General features: G+C 74.8%; 18 protein-coding genes and 1 pseudogene. 13 read left to right on the forward strand and 6 right to left on the reverse strand.

All coding sequences use genetic code 11. The features are described 5' to 3' along the window. The 5 genes and pseudogenes from EF918_RS36950 to EF918_RS38160 form a co-directional block, all read left to right on the forward strand. A pseudogene (locus EF918_RS36950) lies at positions 1 to 264 on the forward strand (hypothetical protein); the annotation flags it as partial. 72 nt (positions 265 to 336) lie between these two features. Next, the gene (locus EF918_RS15060) at positions 337 to 2,070 is read left to right on the forward strand and encodes a carbamoyltransferase C-terminal domain-containing protein (protein WP_125645805.1); all 1,734 of its coding nucleotides are present in this window, start codon (positions 337 to 339) and stop codon (positions 2,068 to 2,070) included. Next, entirely contained in the window at positions 2,067 to 3,842 is a 1,776-nt protein-coding gene (locus EF918_RS15065) for a condensation domain-containing protein (RefSeq protein WP_260610216.1), read from the forward strand. Before EF918_RS15060 ends, EF918_RS15065 begins: the two co-directional genes overlap by 4 nt. A gap of 31 nt (positions 3,843 to 3,873) precedes the next feature. Next, entirely contained in the window at positions 3,874 to 5,421 is a 1,548-nt protein-coding gene (locus EF918_RS15070) for an AMP-binding protein (RefSeq protein WP_125645809.1), read from the forward strand. Beyond that, on the forward strand, positions 5,418 to 8,786 hold the full coding sequence (locus tag EF918_RS38160; RefSeq protein WP_125645811.1) for an ABC transporter ATP-binding protein: 3,369 nt from the start codon (positions 5,418 to 5,420) through the stop codon (positions 8,784 to 8,786). Before EF918_RS15070 ends, EF918_RS38160 begins: the two co-directional genes overlap by 4 nt. Positions 8,787 to 8,846: 60 nt before the next feature. Here the strand turns inward: EF918_RS38160 and EF918_RS15080 are convergent, their stop codons facing one another. Beyond that, positions 8,847 to 9,875 (reverse strand): methyltransferase, encoded by a 1,029-nt coding sequence (locus EF918_RS15080; protein WP_260610217.1) that lies wholly within the window; start codon positions 9,873 to 9,875, stop codon positions 8,847 to 8,849. A 152-nt stretch (positions 9,876 to 10,027) separates the two neighbouring features. Between EF918_RS15080 and EF918_RS15085 the strand changes: the two genes are divergently transcribed. Further along, the gene (locus EF918_RS15085) at positions 10,028 to 11,263 is read left to right on the forward strand and encodes an FAD-dependent oxidoreductase (protein WP_125645815.1); all 1,236 of its coding nucleotides are present in this window, start codon (positions 10,028 to 10,030) and stop codon (positions 11,261 to 11,263) included. 50 nt (positions 11,264 to 11,313) lie between these two features. On the opposite strand, the gene EF918_RS15090 is transcribed toward EF918_RS15085, so the two are convergent. The 3 genes from EF918_RS15090 to EF918_RS15100 form a co-directional block, all read right to left on the reverse strand. Continuing rightward, positions 11,314 to 12,117 carry a polysaccharide deacetylase family protein gene (locus EF918_RS15090; protein WP_260610219.1) on the reverse strand — a complete coding sequence of 268 codons (804 nt, stop codon included), beginning with the start codon at positions 12,115 to 12,117 and terminating at the stop codon, positions 11,314 to 11,316. Positions 12,118 to 12,407: 290 nt separating this feature from the next. Next, positions 12,408 to 13,739, reverse strand: a complete 1,332-nt coding sequence (locus EF918_RS15095; RefSeq protein ID WP_260610221.1) for a HAMP domain-containing sensor histidine kinase — start codon at positions 13,737 to 13,739, stop codon at positions 12,408 to 12,410. A 134-nt stretch (positions 13,740 to 13,873) separates the two neighbouring features. Then, on the reverse strand, positions 13,874 to 14,539 hold the full coding sequence (locus EF918_RS15100) for a response regulator transcription factor (RefSeq protein ID WP_125645819.1): 666 nt from the start codon (positions 14,537 to 14,539) through the stop codon (positions 13,874 to 13,876). Between the two features lie 89 nt (positions 14,540 to 14,628). Here EF918_RS15100 and EF918_RS15105 point away from each other — a divergent pair, with 89 nt between their 5' ends. Genes EF918_RS15105 through EF918_RS15120 form a run of 4 tightly spaced genes read left to right on the forward strand, consistent with a single transcriptional unit; the run spans position 14,629 to position 18,273 of the window. Beyond that, positions 14,629 to 15,177, forward strand: a complete 549-nt coding sequence (locus tag EF918_RS15105) for a hypothetical protein (protein WP_125645821.1) — start codon at positions 14,629 to 14,631, stop codon at positions 15,175 to 15,177. Beyond that, complete coding sequence (locus tag EF918_RS15110; protein WP_125645823.1) at positions 15,162 to 16,301, forward strand: peptidoglycan-binding protein; 1,140 nt, start codon at positions 15,162 to 15,164, stop codon at positions 16,299 to 16,301. Before EF918_RS15105 ends, EF918_RS15110 begins: the two co-directional genes overlap by 16 nt. After that, positions 16,298 to 17,077, forward strand: a complete 780-nt coding sequence (locus tag EF918_RS15115; protein ID WP_125645825.1) for an ABC transporter ATP-binding protein — start codon at positions 16,298 to 16,300, stop codon at positions 17,075 to 17,077. The genes EF918_RS15110 and EF918_RS15115 overlap by 4 nt, the downstream gene beginning before the upstream one ends. Next, positions 17,074 to 18,273: an ABC transporter permease gene (locus tag EF918_RS15120; RefSeq protein WP_125645827.1), complete on the forward strand. Its 1,200-nt coding sequence runs from the start codon at positions 17,074 to 17,076 to the stop codon at positions 18,271 to 18,273. The genes EF918_RS15115 and EF918_RS15120 overlap by 4 nt, the downstream gene beginning before the upstream one ends. Positions 18,274 to 18,395: 122 nt before the next feature. On the opposite strand, the gene EF918_RS15125 is transcribed toward EF918_RS15120, so the two are convergent. Next, the gene (locus EF918_RS15125) at positions 18,396 to 19,187 is read right to left on the reverse strand and encodes an SDR family oxidoreductase (RefSeq protein ID WP_260610222.1); all 792 of its coding nucleotides are present in this window, start codon (positions 19,185 to 19,187) and stop codon (positions 18,396 to 18,398) included. 110 nt (positions 19,188 to 19,297) lie between these two features. On the opposite strand from EF918_RS15125, the gene EF918_RS15130 reads away from it, so the two are divergent. Next, positions 19,298 to 19,897 (forward strand): TetR/AcrR family transcriptional regulator, encoded by a 600-nt coding sequence (locus EF918_RS15130; protein ID WP_125645829.1) that lies wholly within the window; start codon positions 19,298 to 19,300, stop codon positions 19,895 to 19,897. Positions 19,898 to 20,130: 233 nt separating this feature from the next. Further along, positions 20,131 to 21,438 (forward strand): cytochrome P450, encoded by a 1,308-nt coding sequence (locus EF918_RS15135; protein WP_125645831.1) that lies wholly within the window; start codon positions 20,131 to 20,133, stop codon positions 21,436 to 21,438. Positions 21,439 to 21,473: 35 nt separating this feature from the next. Here EF918_RS15135 and EF918_RS15140 read toward each other — a convergent pair whose 3' ends face one another. Further along, positions 21,474 to 21,950, reverse strand: a complete 477-nt coding sequence (locus EF918_RS15140) for a macro domain-containing protein (protein WP_125645833.1) — start codon at positions 21,948 to 21,950, stop codon at positions 21,474 to 21,476. Positions 21,951 to 22,172: 222 nt separating this feature from the next. Between EF918_RS15140 and EF918_RS15145 the strand changes: the two genes are divergently transcribed. Further along, complete coding sequence (locus EF918_RS15145; RefSeq protein WP_125645835.1) at positions 22,173 to 23,099, forward strand: LysR family transcriptional regulator; 927 nt, start codon at positions 22,173 to 22,175, stop codon at positions 23,097 to 23,099. Positions 23,100 to 23,212 lie beyond the last annotated feature (113 nt).

Below are 23,212 nucleotides of genomic sequence, written 5' to 3' on the forward strand. Positions count from 1 at the left end.
CCGCAGTTCCTCGACCTCGCTGCGCAGCCGGCGCAGTTCGGCCCGCTCGTCGGCGGTCAGGGCGTCGGCGGCGAACGCCGGCTCGCCGCCGACGCCCTGACCGCCGACGAGCGGGCCGAACTGCGCCGGCTGCGCAGCGAGGTCGAGGAACTGCGGCACGCCAACGCCGTGCTCAAGGCGGCCTCGGCGATATTCGCCGCGGACCTCCGCACAAACTCCCAGGTCGTGTACAACCCGGCGGACCGCCAAGATCCGTTGCCGTGACCGGAACCGCCGAGCGCCCTGGGGCCCGCGGCGCGCCCGGCGGACCCGACGACCGACCCTTGGGGACTGACCATGCGTGTGCTCGGAGTGAACGGCTGGCCCGGCGCCAGCCACGACGGTGCTGCCTGCCTCGTCGTGGACGGCGACGTCATCGCCCTGGCCGAGGAGGAACGCTTCACCCGCAACAAGCACGCCTACGGCGAGGCACCCCTGAACGCCGCCGCCTACTGCCTCTCCGAGGGCGGTCTCACCCTGGACGACATCGACGTCGTCGCCCACGGGTGGGACCTGCCCACGCTCTTCGCGGACCGCGGCCTGGACTGGTTCGGCAGCGACGCCGACGCCCTCGAACACCTCCTGCCCAAGGCCCTCTTCCCGCGCCGCCGCGACCCCCGGCTGACCTTCGTCAACCACCATGTCGCCCACGCCGCCAGCGCCTACCACCTCTCCGGACGGGACCGCGGAGCCATCCTCGTCCTCGACGGCCAGGGCGAGAACGAGAGCACCACCCTCGCCGTCGGCATCGACGGCCGGATCAAGACCCTGCGCGCCCACACCCCCGGCTGGTCGCTCGGCTACTTCTACGCCGCCGTCTGCGCCTACGCCGGCCTCGGCGCCGACAACGCCGGCAAGATGATGGGCCTGGCCTCCTACGGCACCCCCGGCGACCTCACCTTCGGCGACGCCTTCGACTTCACCGACGACGACTTCACCATCGGCGTCGTCCCGCCCGCCCTGCGCTCGACCGGCAGCACCGACGAGGAGACGGCCACCGTCCGGTACTGGCTGGAGCACCTGGAGAAGACCCTCCCGGAGGCCCCCAACCGCACCGTACGCCGCTTCGACCCGCGCGCCGGCCGCTACGCCAAGGTCACCGACCGGGACCCGTTCGAGTACCGCGACATCGCCGCCACCGCCCAGGCCGCCCTGGAACGGGCCGTGACGGGCCTGGTCCGCGGGCTGCTGCGGGAGACCGGCGAGACCACGCTGATGATCGCCGGCGGGGTCGGCTTCAACGCCACCCTCAACGGCAAGATCCTGCGGATGCCCGAGGTCCAGGACCTGTTCGTCCAGCCGCTCGCGGGTGACCAGGGCGTCTCGCTGGGCGCCGCCGTCTGGGTCGCCGCCCAGGAGGGTGACCGGATCCGGCCCATGACCGGCTCGGTCGCCTGGGGCCCGCAGTGGTCCGCCGGCGAGATCCGCCACGCCCTGGAGGCCACCGGCACCGCCTACACCGAACCGGCGGACATCGCCACCGCCACCGCCGACGTCCTGGCCGCCGGCGGGGTCGCCGGATGGTTCCAGGGCCGCGCCGAGGGCGGCCCCCGCGCCCTCGGCCACCGCAGCCTGGTCGCCGTACCGAACCCCGAGTCCACCCGCGACCGGGTCAACATCCGCATCAAGGACCGCGAGGCCTGGCGCCCGTTCGCCCCCAGCATGCAGGAGGAGGTCGCCGAGTCCCTGATCGGCACCGCCACCCCGCTGCCGTACATGATCGTCACCACTCCGGTCACCGAGGCCGGCGCCGCCGCCCTGCCGGCCGTGGTCCACAGCGACCGCACCACCCGCCCGCAGACCGTCTCCGCCGCCGTCGACCCCCTCTACCACCGGCTCATCGGCGAGGTCGGCCGCCGCACGGGCACCGCCGCCATCATGAACACCTCCTTCAACGGCCGTGACGAACCCGTCGTGTGCACCCCCCGCGACGCCCTCGCCACCTTCCACCGGCTGCCCCTGGACGCCCTGGCCCTCGGCCCCTTCCTCGTACGCCGCCCCGCCGGAGCCCTGGGGGAGGCCGGCGCGTGACCGCCCCGGCCCACCCGGACGAGATCCACGCCCGGCTCACCGACTGGCTCGCCGAGGCGGTCCTCACCCCGGGCACCGACCTCACCGCCCCGCTGCGCGACCTCGGCGTGGACTCCATCGACCTGATCCGCACCGCCCGCCGCATCGAGACCGCCTACGGCGTACGGGTGCAACTGCGCGAGCTGTTCACGCCCGAGCTGACCGCCGCCGCCCTGGCCGCACTGGTCGCCGAGCGGGCCGCCCGCCGCGGCGGCGCCGAGGCCGCCCCGCCCGGCACCGCCCACGGCCCGGTAGTCCTGACCCCCTCCCAGGAACAGGCCTGGGAGGAGCAGACGGGCGACCGCCGCCGGTGGAACCAGGCCATGCTCTTCACCACCCGGCCGGGCATCGACCCCGACCTGTTCGCCGAGACCGTACGGCGGCTGGTCGCCGGCCACGCCTCGCTGCGCCTCGCGGTCGAGGAACGGCCCGCCCGGCGGCCCCGGCAGCGGACGGCGGCACTGACCGTCGACGGGCCGCCCGCGGACGCCCTCGGCCCGCTCCTCGACACCGTCGAGATCTCCGAACTCGCCGACGCCGAACTGTCCGCGGCCGTCACCCTGCGGTGCGAGCTGGAGCAGCGCTCCCTGGACCCGGCGACCGGGCGCGTGGCCCGCTTCGTCCGCTTCGACGCAGGCCCCTCCCGGCCCGGCCGGCTGCTGATCGTCGTCCATCAGCTCGCGGTCGACATGCTGTCGTGGTCGGTGATCCTGGCCGACCTGGAGGAGACCTACACGGCCCTGGAGGCCGGCCGCGACGACGTACGGCCGACCGAGGGCACGTCCTACCCGGAGTGGGCGGAGGCACTCGCCGCCCACGCCCGCACCCCCGAGGCGGAGGCCGAGACCGAGTGGTGGACCGAGGTGGCCCGCACCCCCGCCACCCTGCCGCCGGACCGGGGCGGGGCCGGGACGGCGGGCGACGATCCGCAGGCACGGGCCGAGGGCGACCCGCGGGCCGGGGACGATCCCCGGTCCGGGGGCGATCCCCGGTCCGGGGGCGATCCACGGTCCGGGGGCGATCCCCGGGCCGCAAACACCGCGGCCACGGCGGCCATCCACCTGGAGGAGTTCCCGCCGGCCCTCACCGCCCGCCTCCACGCCGCCGCCCGGGACCACCGGGCCCATCCCGGCGACCTCGTGCTGCACGCCCTCGGGGAGGCCCTCGGCGAGAAGCTCGGCGCACCGGCCGTCCGGGTGGACGTCCTGCGCCACGGCCGCGAGGAGACCGTCGGGGACACCCATCTGTCCCGCACCACCGGCTGGTTCACCACCACCGTCCCGGTCCGCCTCGACCTGGCCCCCGGGACCCCGGCCGAACGCCTGGCCCGGACCGTGGGCCACCTCGCGGCGCTCCCCGGCGGCGGCGTCGGCCACGGCGCCCTCGCCCGGCACGGGCGGCCCCGGATCGCCGCCGCCCTGCGGGCCGCTCCGCCCAGCGACGTCTCGTTCGACTACGAGGGCGACGACGGCGACGCCCTGCCCCTGGGAACCCTCCTGCCGGAGGTGGCCCCGGAACCGGTCGGCGACATCACCGCACCGCACTGGGTCCGCCCGCACGTGGTCGAGGTGATCGCCACCACCGACGACGGCACGCTGCGCGTCGAATGGTGGTACTCCACCGCCCTGCACCGGGCGGAGACCGTCCGTGCGCTCGCCGCCCGCCACCGGGCCCTGCTCACGGACCTCCTCACCGCCCTGTCCCCACCCGCCCCCCAGGCACCCAGCCGCTGACCGCCCCACGGACGGACCGGAAACCCCTGCCATGACCCTGCCCAGCCTGCTCGACCCCTTCTTCGCCCTCGCCCGCTCGGACCCGGACCGGCCCGCGGTCGTCGACCACGGAGTGACCATCGGCTACGGCCAACTGGCCGGCTGGGCAGGGGCGGTGGCCGATCTCGTGGCCACCCGTGGCCCGGCGGGCGGACAGCCGCCCGTGGCCGTCCACGTCCACCACGGCGTCCGCGACATCGCGGCCGTCCTCGGCGTCCTCGCCGCCGGCCGCGGCTACGTCCCCGTGGCCGCCGGCCCCGCCGGCCACGCCGACGCGGCCCTGCGCCGGCTGGGCTGCCGGGAGCTGATCGCCACCGCGGGCACGGAGGCGCTCCCCGCCGTCGACCGGGTCCTGCGGCCCAACTGGGGGCGCGTACGGGGTCCGTTGCGCGAGGCGGGCGAACCGGTGCGGGCCGAGGACCCGGCGTACGTGCTGTTCACCTCGGGTTCCACCGGCGCCCCCAAGGCGGCCGCGGTCCCGCACGGCGCACTCCACGCCGTCCTGTCCCACCTGCGCCGGCAGTACGGCGTCGGCTCCGGCACCGTCGCCCTCAACTTCCACCGCATGGACGGCGACACCAGCCTGGAGGAGATCCTGCCGGTCCTGCTGGCCGGCGGGCTCGTCGTCCTCGACGAGGACAGCGAGGCGGATCTCGACCGGGTCCTGACCGACCACGAGATCACCCTGGTCAACCTGCCCGTCGACTACTGGCACGTGTGGACCGGCCACCTGCTGGACGCCGGGCGGACCGTGCCCGCGTCGGTCGAGACCGTCGTGATCGGCGGCGAGGCCGTCCGCCCGGACATGCTGGAGCGGTGGCGGCGCCTCGGCGCCGACGACGTCGTCCTGCTCAACACCTACGGGTCCACCGAGACCGCCCTGGTCACCCACAGCGCCGTGCTCGCCGGCCCCGGCGCGCCCGCCGCCTTCCCCGACGGGGTACCGATCGGCCGCCCGCTGCCCTCCGTACGCCAGACCCTGCTGCCCCGGCCGGACGCCCCGCACGGCCCCGCCGAACTCCTGCTCTCAGGACCCCAGTTGGCCACCGGGTACGTGGACGACCCGGTGCGGACCGCGGACCGGTTCGTCGCCGCCGACCCCGAGCGCGGCACCGACCGGTGGTACCGCACCGGGGACCTCGTCACCGAACTCGACGACGGTTCGCTCCTCTTCCACGGGCGCATCGACCACCAGGTCAAGATCCGCGGCCACCGGGTGGACCTGCTGGACGTGGAAGGAGCCCTCGGCCGGCTCCCCGGCGTCACGGCCGTCGCCGCGACCGGCCACACCAAGGGCGACCACACCGCCCTGGTCGCCTTCGTCGTCCTCCGCGAGCCGGCCGGGGCCACCGTGGAGTCCGGCGGCAGCGGTGCCACCGGAGGCACCGGTGGCACCGGCGGGACGGCGGCCCTGCGCGAGCTGCTGCGCCAGGCGGTGCCCGCGCCCCTCGTGCCCGACCGGATCGTCGCCGTCCCCGAACTGGTGCACACCCGCACCGGCAAGGTCGACCGCGCGGGCACCCTGGGCCGGTACCTGTGAGCAACCGGCTCTTCGACGCCTCCGTCGACCCCGCCACCGTCCCCGAGGCGGACTCCTGCGGCCCCTGGGCCTACCTGTGGTGGCTGGTCCGCATCCGCCCCTGGCCGCTGGTGCTCGCCGCCCTGCTCGGTGTGGTCTGGATGATCCCCCTCGCCCTGGTCCCGCTGGTCATCGGCCGGGCCGTCGACGCGGCCGGGCAGGACTCCGGCACGACCGGCCTCTACGCGTGGTCGCTGCTCGCCCTCGGTCTCGGCGTCCTCCAGGCCCTCGCCGGGGCCGGCCTGATCCAGGCCGCCGTCGGGGCCGAGGCCCACGCCCTGTCCACCACGCACCGGGTGTTGATGCGCCAGGTGGTCCGGCTCGGCGCCACCCTGCGCGGCAAGGCCCGCTCCGGGGACGTCGCGGCCTCCGCCGCCGCCGACGTGGAGAGCATCGGCAACGCCTTCGAGGTCATCGGCCGTACCGTCGGCGCCGTCGTCGCCGCCGTCCTGGTGGCCGTGGCGCTCACCGTCACCTCGCCGGTCCTCGGCCTGGCCGTCCTCATCGGCGTCCCCGCCGCCGTCCTCAGCATCGGCCCCCTGCTGCGGCCCCTCCAGGAACGCGACGAGGCACAGCGCGAGTTGATGGGCGTCGCCACCTCCCAGGCCGGTGACATCGTCGCCGGGCTGCGCATCCTGCGCGGCATCGGCGGCGAGGCCGCCTTCGCCGACCGCTTCCGCCGCACCAGCCAGCAGGTCCGCCGGGCCGGCGAGTCCGCCGGCCGGATGGAGGCCTGGCTCCAGGCCGCCGGGGTCTTCCTGCCGGGCCTGGTCACCGTCGGCATCGTCTGGCTCGGCGCCCGCCTCGCCCTGAACGGCACCATCACCGCCGGGGAACTCGTCGCGTTCTACGGCGCCTCCGCCTTCCTCACCCTCCCCGTGAGCACCGCCACCGAGGCCGCCGAGACCCTCAGCCTCGCCAAGGTCGCCGCCGGCCGCGTCTGCACCCTGCTGCGCCTGACCCCGGACGCCGCCCGGCCCGACCACCCCGAACCGCTGCCCGCCGGCGCCCTCGACCTCACCGACACCGACAGCGGCGTCACCGCCGGGTCCGGGCAGCTCACCGTCGTCACCGGACCCGCCGACCGCATCGGCGCCCTCGCCGAGCGGCTCTCCCGGCCCGGGGCCGCCGCCGGCCCCTGTCCCGTCCGGCTGGGCGGCGTACCGCTGGACCGGGTGGCGCCCGAGGAGCTGTCCGCGCGGCTGCTGCGCTCCGGACCGGCCGACACCCTCTTCAGCGGCACCGTACGGGAGGAACTCACGGCGGGGGCCGCCCGGTCCCGGGAGGCCCTGGCCCGGGCCCTGTTCGCCGCCGACGCCACCGATGTCGTCGCGGCGCTGCCCGGCGGACCGGACGCCTGGCTCGACGAGGGCGGCCGTGCCCTGTCCGGCGGCCAGCGCCAGCGGCTGATCCTGGCCCGTGCCCTGCTGGCGGCCCCCGACGTACTGATCCTGGAGGACCCCACCGCCTCCGTCGACGCCCACACCGAGGCCCGCATCGTCGACCGGGTCGCCGCCCTGCGCGGCCGGGCCGAGGTCCGCGTCTGGACCAGCGCGTTCGTCCGGGCCGAGGCGGGCCGACTGGCCCTCACCTTCGGCCTGTTCGCCGCTGCCCTGGTGGCCGGCCTGATCGGCCCGCGGCTGCTCGGCCACCTGGTCGAATCCCTCAAGAACGGCACCACCACCGGCCGGGTCGACGCCCTCGCCCTGACGTTCGCCGGCATCCTCGTCGCCCACGCCCTCCTCGCCCGCGCCGCCCGCACGCAGGCCGCCCTGCTCGGCGAACGCGTCCTGGCCCGCACCCGCGAGAACTTCGTCCGCCGCGTCCTCGGGCTGCCCCTGTCCGAGGTGGAGGCCGTCGGCACCGGCGACCTGCTCAGCCGGGCCACCAACGACGCCGACCGGCTGAACGAGAGCATCCGCCAGGCCGTCCCGCGGATTGCCCTGGCCGCCGTCACCCTGGTGTTCACGTTCGCGGCCATCCTGCTCACCTCGCCGCTGCTCGCCCTCGGCCTGCTGGCCGGCGTACCGTTCGCCGCCCTCTCCACGTGGTGGTACCGGCCGCGTGCCACCCGCGCGTACGAACGCCTGCTCGCGCAGGAGGCCGACGTGCTGGCCGTCACCCACGAGAGCACCCGGGGCGCCGCCACCGTCGAGGCCCTCCGGCTCGGCCCCCGGCAGGTCCGGCGCCACGGCACGGCCGTCGACCAGGTGGTCCGCACCCGGCAGCGCACCACCTGGCTGCAGACCATCTGGTTCCCGAGCCTGGACCTGGCCACCATGGTCCCGATGGCGCTCACCCTCCTCATCGGCGGCCTCGCCTACCGGCGCGGCGAGGTGGGACTCGCGGAACTGACCGCCGTGGTCCTCTACGTCCAGGCCCTCGGCGAGCCCCTCAACGACCTGCTGACCTGGACCGACGAGCTCCAGATCGGCAATGCCGCACTGCGCCGCATCCTCGGTGTCGAACGGCTGCCCAGGGAGGAGCCGCGCCCGCCGGCCCGGCTGGACGGGCACGCCCTCCGCCTCGAAGGCGTCGGCTTCGGCTACGGCCCGGGCCGCGAGGTCCTCACCGACATCGACCTGTCCATCGCCCCGGGCGAGAAGCTGGTGGTCGTCGGCGCCTCGGGCGCGGGCAAGTCCACCCTCGGGAAACTGCTCGCCGGGGTCCACCACGCCACCCGGGGGACCGTCCGGATCGGCGGCGCCGACGTCGCCGGGCTGCCGGTGCGGCAGTTGCGGCGGGAGATCGTCCTGGTCACCCAGGAACAGCACGTGTTCTCCGGCACGGTACGGGACAACCTCACCCTGGCCGCCGAGAGCTCCGGGGCCGAGGGCCCGGGGGCCGCTGGGCCGGGCCCGGCCGGGGCCGAGGGGCCGGGGGACGCCCGCCTGTGGCAGGCGCTGGAGACCGTCCTCCTCGCGGACTGGGTCCGCACGCTGTCCGACGGCCTGGACAGCGAGATCGGCCCCGGCGCCGCCCCCGTCTCCCCGTCCCACGCCCAGCAACTCGCCCTGGCCCGGCTGCTGTTGTCCGACCCGCACGCCCTGGTCCTGGACGAGGCCACCGCCCTGCTGGACTCCACCGCGTCACGCCGCGTCGAACGCTCGCTGGCCGCCCTGATCGAGGGCCGCACGGTCATCTCGATCGTCCACCGGCTGGACTCCGTCCGCGATGCCGACCGGATCGCGGTGATGGACGCCGGCCGGATCGTCGAACTGGGAAGCCACGAGGAGCTGTTGGCGGCCGACGGCGCCTACGCGGCCCTCTGGCGCTCCTGGACCGGCAGCACGTCCGCCGACCGCAACGGTCCCGCGGAGGCGTGACGGGGGAGTGACGGGTGCGTGGCGGGGGCCGACGGCGGCGCCGGCCCCGTCCCCGGCCCGTCACACGGCGACGGCTTCGACGATCGAGGGGAGGGCCGGCGTGGGGAGGATGCGGTGCAGGGTGAAGCCCGACTGCTCCAGCAGGGCGGTGAATTCGGCCGCGGTCCGTTCGCGGCCCTGCACGGCCATCAGCATCACCACGTCCAGCTCCACCGCCGGGTGCGGCGCGCTGCCCTCGGGCAGCACCGCGTCCACCACCAGCAGCCGGGCGCCGGGTGCCGCCGCCCGGCGGATCGCGCCGAGGATGCGCAGGCAGTCCTCGTCGCTCCAGTCGTGCAGGATGTGCTTGAGCACGTAGATGTCGCCGCCGGACGGGACGGCGGTGAAGAAGTCACCGCCCTCCGTGCGCCAGCGGCCCGCCGTGTCCGGGTGGTCCAGCACGTTCTCGGCGACCGTGGCCGGCTGGTCGAAGAGCACTCCGGACAGTCCGGGCCCGGCCGCGAGCACGGCCCGCAGCAAGCCCCCGCGTCCACCGCCCACGTCGACCACCCGGGCGGTCTCCGGGAACGGGTAGCTCTGCGCCACCCGTTCGTCCTCCGTCCCCGACAGGGACGCCATCCCGGCGTCGAACACGGCCCGGTCCTCGGGGGACTTGAGCAGGTGCTCGAAGAACGACATTCCGTAGGACGCCTCGAAGGCCGAGTCCCCGGTGCGTACGGTCTCCGGCAGTCCCTCCGCGGACCGGCCCATCATGGGGTCGGTGATCATCAGTACGGCCGCGTGCTGCGAGCCGGGCACGTCGGAGCGCAGGGGCCGGCCGGCCTCCGTCAGCGCGAAGGCACCCTGTGCGTCCTCCCGGAACAGTCCTTTGACCGCGAGCAGCCGGAGCACCCGGCGCAACGACGGCCCGTGCGTTCCCGTGCTCCGGGCGAGGTCCTCGGCCGTGCGCGGGCCCTCGGCGAGACGGTCGGCCACCCCGTGCACGACCACGGCCCGCAGGGCGGCGGAGTGGATGTGCCCGAACATCAGGTCGTCCAGGGGGGAGGGGGAGGACACGGAAGGGTCGGGTGCGCCGGTGCTGCTGGCCACGGATGCTCTCCTGTCGGTCAGGGTGTACGGCACCGCCATCCCTGCCCCCGAACCGGCCGGGCGAAGCACGGCGCCGTCTCCGTTGCGCCACCGCGCCCTTACGGTATACGTCACTCGGGCTCGTCCGAGGCCCGCCGAAGGGAGTGGTGGCCGTGGAGCGAACGACCTGCTGCGTGGTGGGCGGTGGTCCCGCCGGCATGGTCCTGGCACTGCTGCTCGCCCGGGCCGGCGTGGAGGTGACGGTGCTGGAGAAGCACGGCGACTTCCTGCGGGACTTCCGCGGGGACACCGTGCACCCCTCCACCCTCGCGCTCCTCGACGACATGGGCCTCGCCGACCGCTTCGCCCGGCTGCCGCAGCGCCATGTCACCTCGGTGCAGCTGCCCATCGGCCAGGACCGCTCGCTGGTCACCATCGGCAACATCGGTGCGCTGCACGGCAAGTACAACTACATCGCCATGGTGCCCCAGTGGGACCTGCTCGACCTCCTCGCCGACGAAGCCGGCCGGGAACCCTCGTTCCGGCTGCGCATGGACACCGAGGCGACGTCCTTCCTCATGGAGCGCGGACGGGTGACGGGCGTGCGCTACCGGACCGCCGACGGCAGCACGGGCGAGCTGCGGGCCACGCTCACCGTGGCCTGCGACGGCCGGGGCTCGCTGGCCCGGGAACTGCCCGAGCTCGGGCTGGAGAGCTTCCCCTGCCCGATGGACGCCTGGTGGTTCCGGCTGCCGCGCCACGAGGAGGACCCCAGCGGGCTCGTCGGCGGCCTGGGGGAGCGGTTCTTCACGGCCCTGATCGACCGGGGCGACTACTGGCAGATCGCCGGGCTCATCCCCAAGGGGACCGACGCCGAACGCCGCGCCGAGGGCCTGGAGCGTTTCATGGCCCAGTTCACGGACGCGGTCCCCTGGCTGGCCGACCGGGCGCACGCCCTGACCTCCTGGGACGAGGTCAAGCTGCTCGACGTACGACTGGACCGGCTGCGCCGCTGGCACCGCCCGGGCCTGCTGTGCCTCGGGGACGCCGCCCACGCCATGTCACCGGTCTTCGGCATCGGCATCAACCTCGCCGTCCAGGACGCGGTGGCCGCCGCCCGGTACCTGGTGCGCCCGCTGCGCGAAGGCACCGTCGGGCTCCGCGACGTACGCCGCTTCCAGCACCGCCGCTGGCCCACCACCGTGGCGACCCAGGGCCTCCAGCGCCTCGCCCACACCCAGGTCATCGCCCCGCTGCTGGCCGGCCGGTCCGCGTTCGACGACCCCCGCAAGGCGAAGCGCCTGACCGAACTGATCACGGACTCCCGCTGGCTCAACCGCGTCCCGGCCTACTTCATCGCCTACGGAGCCCTGCGCGAGCGCCCGCCGGAGGAGTCGCTGCGACCCTGACGGGCCTGACGACCCTGCCGGGTCTGCTGCGCCGCCTGTGCCTCAGGGCCTCAGGGGGTGGTGCGGGTGGGGAAGGTGAAGGAGTAGCCCTGGCTGCGGAGCCAGGGGAGGTACTGCTGGAGGGCAGCCACCGTCTGGCTGCGGTCGCCGCCGCCGTCGTGGAAGAGGACCGTCGGGCGCTCGGGGAGCTTGTTCTCCACCGCGTCGACGATGGCCGCCAGGCCCGGGCGGCTCCAGTCCTTCGGGTCCACGCTCCAGCCGAGGGGCCGCATCCCGTTCGCCGCGGCGATCGCGCGGCTCTCCGGCGTGAAGGCGCCGCCCGGCGCGCGGTAGTAGGTGACGGCGACGCCCGGCACGGCCTTCTCGATCATGGTCTTGCCGTCCAGGATCTGCTGCCGCTGGTAGGCGACCGGCTTGTGGTCCATCGTCACGTCGTGATCGACGGAGTGGTCGCACAGCTGGTGCCCGTCGGCCGAGATCGCGCGCACCAGCTCGGGATGCTCCTGGGCCCGCGTGCCGACGAGGCAGAACGTCGCCTTCACGTGGTTCTGCCGCAGCACCCGCAGGACCTGGGGGGTCCAGACCGGGTCGGGACCGTCGTCGATCGTGATGGCGATGTCGCGGCCCGTGCCCTGGGCCAGCCGCGAGATCCCCTGCGGGACGGCGGACGTGCCCGGGACCGCACCGGAGGTGGTCGTCGACGGGGGACGGTCGGGGGAGGAGGCGTCCGGGGCGGCGACGGCCGGGGCGGCGACGGCGGCCGGCGCGACGGCCGCCGCCAGGAGGCCGAGGGCGGTGGCCGCCACGGCGGCGACCGTCCGTCGACGGCGCGCGGAACTGCTGGTCATGCCCATGGACGCGGTCTTCCTTCACTTCGTCGCTGCGGGTGGCCCGCGGGCCACCCGCGGGCGGGCCGGTCGGGCCCGTCGGGTCGGGTGGGGTCGGGTCCAGGCTAGGGAGTGGCCGGGGGGCCGCTCATCCCCCATTCGGCCGGTTCGGCGGTGGCTTCTGCTGCGACCGGGCCGCTGCTGCTGGGCGGGCCGCTTCTTCGTGGACGGGCCGCATCATCGTCGGTGGGCGCCCCCGTCGATGCTGTCGACGCTAGGGAGCCGGTCCGGACGGGGTCAAGGGAGGGTGGGACTCCTCACAGGGCCGGCCCGGCCTCCTCCGCGGCCGCGAAGCGGACCTGGATCGTCATGCCTCCGCCGGGTGCCGGGTTCGCCTCCGCCCGGAGTTCGGCGCCGTGGGCCCGGGCGATCGAGGCGACCAGGGAGAGGCCGAGTCCGGCGCCCTCACCCGCGGTGTGGCGGCGTTCGGCGCGGCGGCGGAACGGCTCCAGCAGCCGGGGCACGTCCGCCGGGTCGATCACCGGGCCGGTGTTGGACACCGTCAGGACGCCGCCCTGGGCGCCCGGGCCGCCCGGACCGCCCGGCCGCCGGGCGGGGGCCGGTGTGCGGGCCGCGGTCGGTGGCCGGGCCGCGTCCGGCATCCGTGTCCGGGCCGCGGGCGGTGGCTCCGCCGGGGTCGTGGACAGCTCGATGCGGCCGCCGGGGCGGTTGTGGCGCACGGCGTTGGTCAGCAGGTTGCGGATGAGGTGGTCCAGCAGCGCCCGGTCGCCCCGTACGGTCAGGGGAGCGAGATCGGTGAGGAGACTGAGCCCCTCGTGCGGGGTCGCCGCCAGGTCCGCCTCGGCCAGGGCGGCGAGGTCGACGGGCTCGGTGGTCTCCAGGCCCTCCTCGGACACGGCGAGCAGCAGCAGCGATTCGATCAGGTGCTCGCTGGAGTCCGCGACACCGATGAGCCGCTCCCGGATCCGGGCCACCTTCTCGGGCGACGGGTCCCCGGCCAGCCCGATCTCGGCCGCCGCCCGCTGCACGGCCAGGGGGGTCCGCAGCTCGTGGGCGGCGTTCGCGGCGAACCGCCGCTGGGCGCCCACCAGGCCCTCCATCCGGTCGAGCATCCCGTCGAAGGTGTCGGCCAGCCGCCTGAGCTCGCCCGGCGGAGCCTTGAGGTCGATGCGCTCGTGCAGGTTCGCGCCCGACAGGCGGCGCGCCGTCTCGGTGATCACCCCGACCGGGCGCAGCACCCGGCCGGCCATCCACCAGGCCAGCCAGATCGACAGCACGGCGAAGGCGGCGAGCGCGACCAGGGAGACGAGCAGGAGCTCGTGCAGGGTGGCCTGCTCCACGGCGGTGGAGAGGTTCCGGGTCACCGCGTACTGCTGCAACTCCTCCGGGCTCGGCGTCCGGCCCGCCGGCTGCGACCGGGCCGGGACCGGCAGGACGGGGGCGGCCTCGCCCTGGACGGGGGCCCGTTCCGCGTCGCTGCGGGGCACGGCGGTGGTCACGGCTCCGCTGATGCGCGCGTACAGGCCACCTCGCAGCAGGACGTTGACCAGGGCGATCAGGCCGCCGCCGGCGAGGACGAGCAGGGTCCCGTACAGCGCGGTGAGACGGGCGCGCTCGGAACGGAGCACTGCTCTCTCTGCGCCCGGGCCTGCGCTCTGGCCTGCGCCCGGGCCTGCGCCGGCGCAGGCCAGAGCGTGGACCCGGCCGCGGGCCCTCGCCCAAGCCTTGGCGAGAGCGCTGTTCATGATTCGGAGCATTGCACTCATTCTGGATCGGCGATCCGGTAGCCGGCCCCCGGCACCGTCTCGATCAGCGCCGGCTCGCCCAGCTTGGCCCGCAGCTTGCTGAGCGTCACCCGCACGGCGTTCGTCCGGTACGACGTGTCCTGCTCCCACACCTGCTCGATCAGGTCGTCGTTGCCCAGCACCGCCCCCTCCGCCCGCAGCAGCGCCTCCAGCACCGCGAACTCCTTCCGCGACAGCGCCAGCCGCCGCCCGTCCCGGGTCGCCGTCCGCCGTGCCGTGTCCACCGCGACCCCGTACCGTTCCAGCACCGGCGGCAGCGCCGGATGCGCCCGCCGCCCCAGCGCCAGCACCCGCGCCAGCAGCTCGTCGTAGGAGAACGGCTTGGTCAGGTAGTCGTCGGCGCCGAGACCGAGGCCCTCCACCCGGTCGCGTACGGTCCCCGAGGCGGTCAGCATCAGCACCCGCGTCAGCAGCCGCTCGCGCACGATCTGGCGGCAGACCTCGTCCCCGTGCAACCCGGGCAGGTCCCGGTCCAGGACGAGCACGTCGTACTCGCCGAGCCGCAGCCGCCGCAGCGCCTCCAGGCCGTCGCCGGCCTCGTCGACGGCCAGCGCGTCACGGCGCAGCCCCTCGGCGATCATCTCCCGGAGGAACTCCTCGTCCTCCACCACCAGAACTCGCATGGCTCCTCTCTACTCGAAAGGCGCATTTCCTCGTCATAAACATGATCGGTGAAAGAAGCGAAACCGCCGTTCCCGGCAGGCTCCGCCCCATGAACCGATCCACGAGCATGACCATGACCGCGGCCACCGTCGTCACCGGCCTGACCCTCCTCGTCGCCGCGTGCACCGGCACCGGAACCGGCTCCTCGGACGGCACGAAGTCCGACGGCACGAAGAACGACGCCTCGCAGCAGAACGCCGGCGCCTCCGGCAAGGGCGGCGGCGCCGGCGGCAACGGCACCACCGGCCAGGACGCGGACAAGGCCCTCAAGGTACGCAAGTGCCTGCGCGAGCACGGCATCGACGCCCCCGACCCCCAGCCGGGCCAGGACCCCCGCGGTATGACCCTCGGCGGCGGCAGCGAGGACCCGGAGGCGCTGAAGAAGGCGTTCGAGGCGTGCGGGATGCAGGCCCCCGGCACCGGCGAGATGCCCCAGGAGCAGAAGGACCAGGCCCTGAAGTGGGCCAAGTGCATGCGCGAGCACGGTGTGAACGTCCCGGACCCGGAGTTCAAGGGGAACGCGATGAGCGGCATCCAGATACCGCAGGGGCAGGAACAGGCCTTCGAGGAGGCCCAGAAGAAGTGCCAGGCCGCGTGAACCGGCGCGGCAAGTGGCTGCTGGGCTCGCTCGCCGTGGTCGTCGCCGCCACGGGCGGCGGCTACGCGGTGACCGCCCAGCCCCGTGCGGACCCGGCGGCGGACACGGACCGGCGCACCGACGGACTGCCGCAGCGGACCGAACCGGTCCGGCGCGGCGACCTCGGCTCCGGCCTCACGGTCGAGGGCACCCTCGGCTACGCGCAGGAGCGCAAGCTGAACGCCGGCGGCCCCGGCATCGTCACCTGGACCGCCGGCGCGGGCACCGCCGTCGAACGGGACGGCAAGCTCTACGAGGTCGGCGGCCGGCCGGTCCGCCTGATGTACGGGGCCACGCCCATGTACCGGCAGCTCAAGGCCGGCGACAAGGGCGAGGACGTCGAGCAGCTCAAGCGGAACCTCGTCGCCCTCGGGTACGGCACCGGCCTGGACCCCGAGGACGGCACCTTCACGGCCGGCACCGCCACGGCGGTCAAGCGCTGGCAGAAGGCCCACAAGATGTCCGAGACGGGTGAGGTCGGCAAGGAGGACATCGCCTTCGCCTCCGGGCCGCAGCGGGTGCAGCGCAACGACACCCAGGTCGGCGACGAGCCCGGACCGGGCAAGCCCGTGCTGACGCTGACCGGCACCGAGCGGATGGTCCGCTTCCCGCTCGACGCGGCCAAGGCGGGCGCGGCGCGGACCGGCGACCCGGTGACCGTCACCCTGCCGGGCGGCGGGACGGCCACCGGGAAGATCGACTCGGTCGGCAGCACCGCCAACCCCGACGGCGACGGCGCCGGCGGCTCCGGCTCCGGGGGCGGGAGCGGCGGCGGGGGCGGGGGCGGCGGGAACGGGAAGCCGAAGGTCCAGATCACGGTGACGCTGGACAACGCCGCCCAGGTCAAGGGCCCCGACCAGTCCCCGGTCTCGGTCCGGCTGACCGGCGAGACCCGCAAGGGCGTGCTCTCGGTCCCCGTCAACGCCCTGATCGCCCTCGCGGGCGGCGGCTTCGGCGTCCAGGTCGTGGAGAACGGCACCGCACGGGAGGTCCCGGTGGAACTCGGCATGTTCGGCCAGGGCCGCGTCGAGGTCAAGGGCGACGCCCTGAAGGAGGGCATGCAGGTGGGGGTGCCGGCCTCATGACGACGACACGCGCCGCATACTCCTCGCACGCCCGCCCGGTGGTCGAGCTGACCGGTGTCACCAAGGAGTACCCGGGCGGCGTCCAGGCGCTGCGCGGGGTGGACCTGACCGTCCTGGACGGTGAACTCCTCGGCATCGTCGGCCCGTCCGGCTCCGGGAAGTCCACCCTGCTGCACATCGTCGGCACGCTGGACCGGCCGAGCGCCGGCCGGGTCGCCATCGCCGGGCACGACGTGGCGGCCCTGTCCGACCGCGCCCTGTCCGCGCTGCGCTCCCGCCATGTCGGCTTCGTCTTCCAGTCCTTCCACCTCGTGCCGGGCATCAGTGCCCGGGCCAACGTCGCCGAGGGCCTGCTCTACTGCGGCCTCTCCCGGGCCGAGCGGGGCCGTCGGGCCGAGGCCGCGCTGGAGCGCGTAGGCCTCGGTGACCGGATGGACCACCGGCCGCACGAACTGTCCGGCGGGCAGAAGCAGCGGGTGGCCATCGCCCGGGCGGTGGCCGGCGAGCCGGACCTGCTGCTCGCGGACGAGCCGACGGGCGCGCTGGACACGGCGTCCGGACGGTCGGTGATGGACCTGCTGCGCGAGCTGAACGCGGACGGTTCCACCATCGCCGTGATCACCCACGACCAGGAGATCGCCGCGAGCCTGCCGCGCTCCGTACGGATCCGGGACGGCGAGATCGTCTCCGACGCCTGGCACACCCGGGCGGGCGAGCACCGGCCGGGGCGCCACCAGCAGGGGCGCCACCGGGCGGCGGCCGGGGAGGCGCCATGACGACGCCCCGGCTACGGCCGCCCCGGCTCGGCCCCCGTGACGTCCTGCACGTCGGTTCGGCCGGGCTGCGGTCCCGCCCGATGCGGGTGTTCCTGTCCGCCCTCGGCATCGCGATCGGCATCGCCACGATGATCGCCGTGGTCGGCGTGTCCTCGTCCAGCCAGGCCAAACTCCTCCAGGAACTCGACAAGTTGGGCACCAACATGCTGGTGGTCACCCCGGGCCGGTCGATGTTCGCCGGCCAGGACACCAAGCTCCCCGCGGAGGCCCCCGGGATGATCTCCCGGATCGACGGGGTGCGGTCGGTGGGCACGACGGGCGACGTGCCGGAGTCGGTCCGCCGCTCGGAGAAGATCCCCAAGGAGGAGACCGGCGGGATCGCCCTGAAGGCGGTCAAGGACGATCTCCCGGGAGTCCTGCGCGCCAGGATGCGCTCGGGCACCTGGCTGAACGACGCCACCTCCCGCTACCCGTCCGTGGTGCTGGGCCATGTCACCGCCGAGCGGCTCGGCATCAGCGGCGCCGGCGGTCAAGTGTTCATCGGAGGGCGGTACTTCACCGTCATCGGCATCCTGGACGCGGTCCCGCTGGCGCCCGAGATCGAACGCTCGGCACTGATCGGCTGGCAGGCCGCCGAGGAACAGTTCGGCTTCGACGGCCACCCGACCGCGGTCTACGAACGCTCGGCGGACGACCGGGTCGAGGAGGTACGCGCCCTGATCGCCCGGACGGCCAACCCGCAGAGCCCGAGCACGGTCTCGGTGACCGACCCGTCCGCGGCCCTGCAGGCGAAGGCCGCCACGGAAGGGGCGTTCAGCACGCTCCTGCTCGGTCTGGGCGGCATCGCTCTGCTCGTCGGTGGGGTCGGCGTGGCCAACACGATGATCATCTCGGTGCTGGAGCGCCGCCACGAGATCGGCCTGCGCCGCTCGTTGGGCGCGACCCGGGGCCAGATCCGCATCCAGTTCGTCACGGAGTCCCTGATGCTGTCCGGGCTCGGCGGCCTCGCGGGCATCGCCCTCGGCGCCGTGGCCACTGCCGTCTACGCCCGCAGCGGGGACCTCCCCTGGGTGGTCCCCCTCTGGGCGGTCACCGGCGGCTTCGCCTCCACCCTGGTGATCGGCTCCCTGGCCGGTCTGTACCCGGCCGTCCGCGCCGCACGCCTCTCCCCGACCCTGGCCCTCCAGGCGACGTAGCACGGGGCGGTGCGGCTTCTCCCCGACGGCGGCCGGCGCCCGGCGGGCGCGGCGGCGCGGGGGGCGCGGCCTCGCCGGCCACCCGGTGCGCGGGCTTCGGCCGCCGGCCGGGTGGGGGGTGGTCAGGCCTTGAGGGCGTGCCCCGCGACGGTGAGTGCCACGCGCCGCGGCACGAGCCGGGAGGCCAGGGTCGACAGGTGGTTGGCCAGCCCGGCGACCACGCTCGGAGGGGTGCTGCGGCGCTCCAGCGCACGGCGGGTGGCCGCCACGACCTGGGCCGGGGTGGCCATGCGCCCGACCGCCGCGTCCCGGGTGCCGACCACGTCGAAGAACTCGGTGCTCACCGGCCCGGGCGAGACCGCCAGCACGCGCAGCGGGGACCGGCGGTTCTCGTACGCCAGCGCCTCGGTCAGGTGCAGCACGAAGGCCTTGGTCGCACCGTAGACCGCCATGGCGGGGGTGGGCTGGTAGGCGGCCGCGCTCGCCACGTTCACCAGCGCGCCCCGGCCGTCGGCCACGAGGTCGGGCAGGAACACCCGGGACAGCTCGGCGACCGCGCCGATGTTGAGCTGGATCATGTCGGCGATCTGCTGGGGCTCCTGCTCCAGGAAGGCGCCGTGACTGCCGAAGCCCGCGTTGTTGATCAGGGTCTGGATGCCGATGCCCCGCTCCTGGAGCTCCGCCCGGAGCGCGGCGCCGGCGCCCGGCCGGGTCAGGTCCGCGGCGATGGCGGTGGCGGTGATGCCGTACGTCTTCCCGAGGTCGGTGGCGAGCGCCTGGAGCCGGTCGAGGCGGCGGGCGACGAGGACGAGGTCGGCGCCGCGCTCGGCCCACTGACGGGCGAACTCCTCGCCGAGGCCCGCACTGGCACCGGTGATGAGGGCTGTCGTCCCCCGGTAGGAGATGCTGGACACGTCGGTTGCTCCACTTCTGTCGCCCCACGGTGCGACATCATCAATGTAGGCATCCGCAAACATTGTAGTCAACCGCCAACATTGATCGGCGACGCATCGAGGAGAGCGCAGTGTCCGAAGGCTCCTACCACCACGGCAACCTCAGGGCCGCCCTGCTGGAACGGGCCGAGGTGGTCCTGACCGAATCGGGCACCGCCGCGCTCTCGCTGCGCGGCCTCGCCCGCGACCTGGGCGTGAGCCACGCCGCCCCGACCCGCCACTTCCGCGACCGCCAAGCGGTCCTGGACGCGCTCGTGGTCGACGGCTTCACCGCACTCAACGCACGGCTCCAGGCGGCGGCCGAGGGGCCCGGGCCCGTGGAGCAGCGCCTGGCCGCGCTCGGGCAGGCGTACGTGGGCTTCGCGGTCGAGCGGGCCGCGCTGCTGCAGCTGATGTTCGCCGCCAAGCACGAGGCCCGCCCCGGGGGCGCCCTGCGCGAACTCGGCCACCGGGCCCTGGACATCGCCGCCGCCCTGATCGCCGAGGCCCAGCAGGACGGCACCGTCCGCACCGGCGACCCGGTCCGCCTGGCCCAGGTGGCGTTCTCCACCGTCCACGGCCTGGCCACCCTGGCCGTAGGCGGCCTCCTCGACGACACCCCCCTCCCGGAGGCCACCGACCTCGCCCTCCACGTCCTCCTGTCCGGCCTGCGGGCTCCGGGCCGGGCGTAGGGCCGTAGCGACACCCCGGCCACCGGAACCGGCTGATCCGCGCCGCCGCCACCGAACGGGAGCGGGGGATCCTGGCCATGCCGGCCGCCGGCGCCCCCGGAGCCACTGCACCACCCTTCCCTCGACGTGACCGGAAACCGACATCCAGGGAGAGCAGGGCATATAGCATCGCCCCGGACAGGGAGCATGGAGAAGAGGAAGCAGTAGCGCGGTCGCGGCAGCCTGGAGGCGTCATGAGCGAGCAGCAGCAACAGTCGGTGCTCCTTCCCTACGCGGACGCGGCCTTCCTCGCGGACCCGTTCCCGCTGTACCGGGAGCTGCGCGAGGACGGCCCGGTGCGCCGCGTCGTCATCGCCGGCGGACTGGAGGCCTGGCTCGTCACCCGCTACGACGACGCGCTCGCGGCCCTGTCCGACCCCCGGCTGAGCAGCGACGTCCGCGACGCCTCGGACCCGCGGCTGCTGGCGCAGCTGCCCGAGACCGAGCGCGAGTCGATGCTCAGCACCATGCTCCGCAGCGACCCGCCCGACCACACCCGGCTGCGCCGGCTGGTCTCCAAGGCCTTCACGGCACGGCGCGTCGCCGCGTTGCGGCCCCGGATCCAGTCCGTCGCCGACCAGTTGCTGGACGCGGTCGTCCCGACCGGGCGGGCCGACCTCGTCGCCGACCTCGCGCTGCCGCTGCCCGTCGCGGTGATCAGCGAGCTGCTCGGGGTGCCGTACGACGACCGGCACGACTTCCAGGCCTGGACCGACCGCATGATCATGCGGGGCCCCGAACTGCCCGACCCTGCCGTCATGAATGAGGCGTGGAAGCAGATGCACGCCTACCTCGTGGGGCTCGTCCAGGCCAAACGGGCCCGGCCCGGCGAGGATCTGCTCAGTGCCCTGGTCGCGGCCCGCGACGAGGAGCAGCGGCTCACCGAGGACGAGCTGGTCGCCATGGCGTTCCTGCTGCTGGTCGCCGGCTACGTCACCACGGTCAACCTGATCGGCGGTGGCATCGCCCTGCTGCTCGCCCACCCCGAGCAGCTCGCCCTGCTGCGCTCCGACCCCGAGCTGCTGCCGGGCGCGATCGAGGAGTTCCTCCGCTACGACGGCCCCGTCAACCCCGGCATCGCGCGGTTCGCGCGCGAGGACCTGGAGCTCGCGGGCGTGGCCGTGCCGCGGGGCGCGACCGTGCTGATCGGATCGGCGCTCGCCGACCGGGACCCGGCGCGGTTCCCCGCCCCCGACCGCCTGGACATCACCCGGAAGGACAACGCCCACCTCGCGTTCGGCCACGGCGTGCACTACTGCCTGGGCGCGCCGCTGGCCCGCCTGGAGGGCCAGATCGCCATCGGCACCGTCCTGCGCCGGCTCCCGGACCTCGCCCTGGCCGTGGACCCGGCCCGGATCCCCTACCGCCCCGGCGGCCTCCGCGGCCCCGAATCCCTCCCGGTCACCTTCACGCCGAGCCCCCTGAGCCACCAGAGCCCCTCGGGTCCTCTGAGCCCCGCGAGTCCACCGGCCTCCCCCGAGAGCACCGAGGCACCGGCGTAGTCGCGCAGCCGTGAGATCACTCGGCCGTACGTCGCTCAGCCGTGGTCGTACACCGTCACGGCCACCTCCCTGGCGGTGACCGCCCGACTGATCAGCGGCTCCACGCGCGACCACTTCCCGCCCGCCAGCCCGCAGCCGATGCGCGGCATGTGCACGGAGGCGCCCAGGGCGAGGGCGTGGTCGGCCAGTGCCGTCAGGCAGCGCTCCAGGGCGTCGTAGCGTAGGGGGACGCCCGCGCTGCCCGTGCGTATGCCCCGCTGGGCGACCATGTTGGCGACCCAGGTGTCGGGTCGTACCTGGACCAGCCGGACGGCGCCGAGGCCGAAGTCGTTCCGGGCGCGGTCGCGGTGCCAGGCGCGGTAGTCCGCCTCGGGTCCCGGCCAGCGCCGGGAGACGGCCCGTACGAAGCCCTTGCCCCAGCCGCCGAGATCGTTGCACACATGCGCGATGATCTTCGGCCCCTTGGCCTGGGGAACGGTGGCGTCCCCCGGGATGATCGTGATCGTCTCCATGCCACGACCCTACGCGCGCCCACTGACAACGGGTCGCTGCCCCGGAAGGGAGGACGGTCGACGGTCGGCACCCGTCCGGCGTTCGCGGTCCGGCTCCGGAACCGGGCGACGCGGCCGCCGGACAGGGTTGCCGCCTGGGCCCACCACGATCGTGCCGCCCGGCCGGGAGTTCAGTCAATCCTGGGGTTTCCTTGGCCAAGCCCAAGCTCTAGCTTGGGCGTTGTGACGTTGGACGACCTCCGGGTGTTCGTGGCCGTGTGCCGGACCGGCAGCCTCAGCGGCGTGGCGCGGGAACTGGGCCGTACGCAGTCCGCCGTGAGCCAGCACGTGAAGCGGCTGGAGCGGGAGACGGGAGTGGGGCTGCTGGAGCGCAGGCCCCGCGGGGTGGCGCCCACCGAGGCCGGCCGGGTCCTCTACGAGGCCGCGGCCGACGGCATCGGAGGGCTGGACCGGGCCCTGCGCCGGCTCGCCGACCTGGCCGTCGGTGACGGGGGATCCGTGCGCGTCGGCACCGGCGGCGCGACCGTCCGGCACTTCATGGCCGGGGCGATCGTCGGCTTCCGCCGCCGACACCCCCACGTGAGCCTGGAGTTCCGGACCGAGACCTCCACCCGCCGCTGCTTCGACGCCCTCCTGGCGAGCACCCTCGACCTGGCCTGGGTCACCATCGGCCCACCGGTGCCCGGCATCGAGCAACGGCCGGTGGTCGACCTGCCCTGGGTGCTCGCCGTCCCCGCGGACCACCCCCTCGCGGACCGGCCCGCCGTCGACGCCACCGACCTCACCGGCCTCCACCTGGTCCGGCTCCCGCCCAACTCCCTGTCCGGCGCCCGGCTGGACGCGGCCTTCCACGCCCTGGGCGTCCGGGTGGGCTCGGACACCAGCGTGGCGGACTGGGACACCGCGCTGCTCCTCGCCGAACTCGGCCTCGGACACACGGTCGTCCCCGCCGTCCCGGGACTGCGGGCCCCGGCCGACGGGCAGCTCCGGTTCGTCCCCGTCCCCGACCTGCCCCCGCTCGCCGTCGGTTGGGCGGCACGCCGCTGGGACGCCCTCGCCCCATCCGTCCTGGCCTTCGCCGACACCGTCGCCGCGAGCTGCACGCGCGAGCGGGCGAACGCGGCTTCAGGGGAGTCGACTTCGGCCTGACCCGCCCTGTACGGAACGTGTTTGCCGTCCTGACCCTTGTCGCGGCGAGGCGGGTGCCCAATGATGCTCGGGGCCTGCTACCCGGTGGTAGCAGGCCCCGAGCATCATTGGGC

Source organism: Streptomyces sp. WAC06614, assembly GCF_003949795.1.
Lineage (GTDB): Bacteria > Actinomycetota > Actinomycetes > Streptomycetales > Streptomycetaceae > Streptomyces.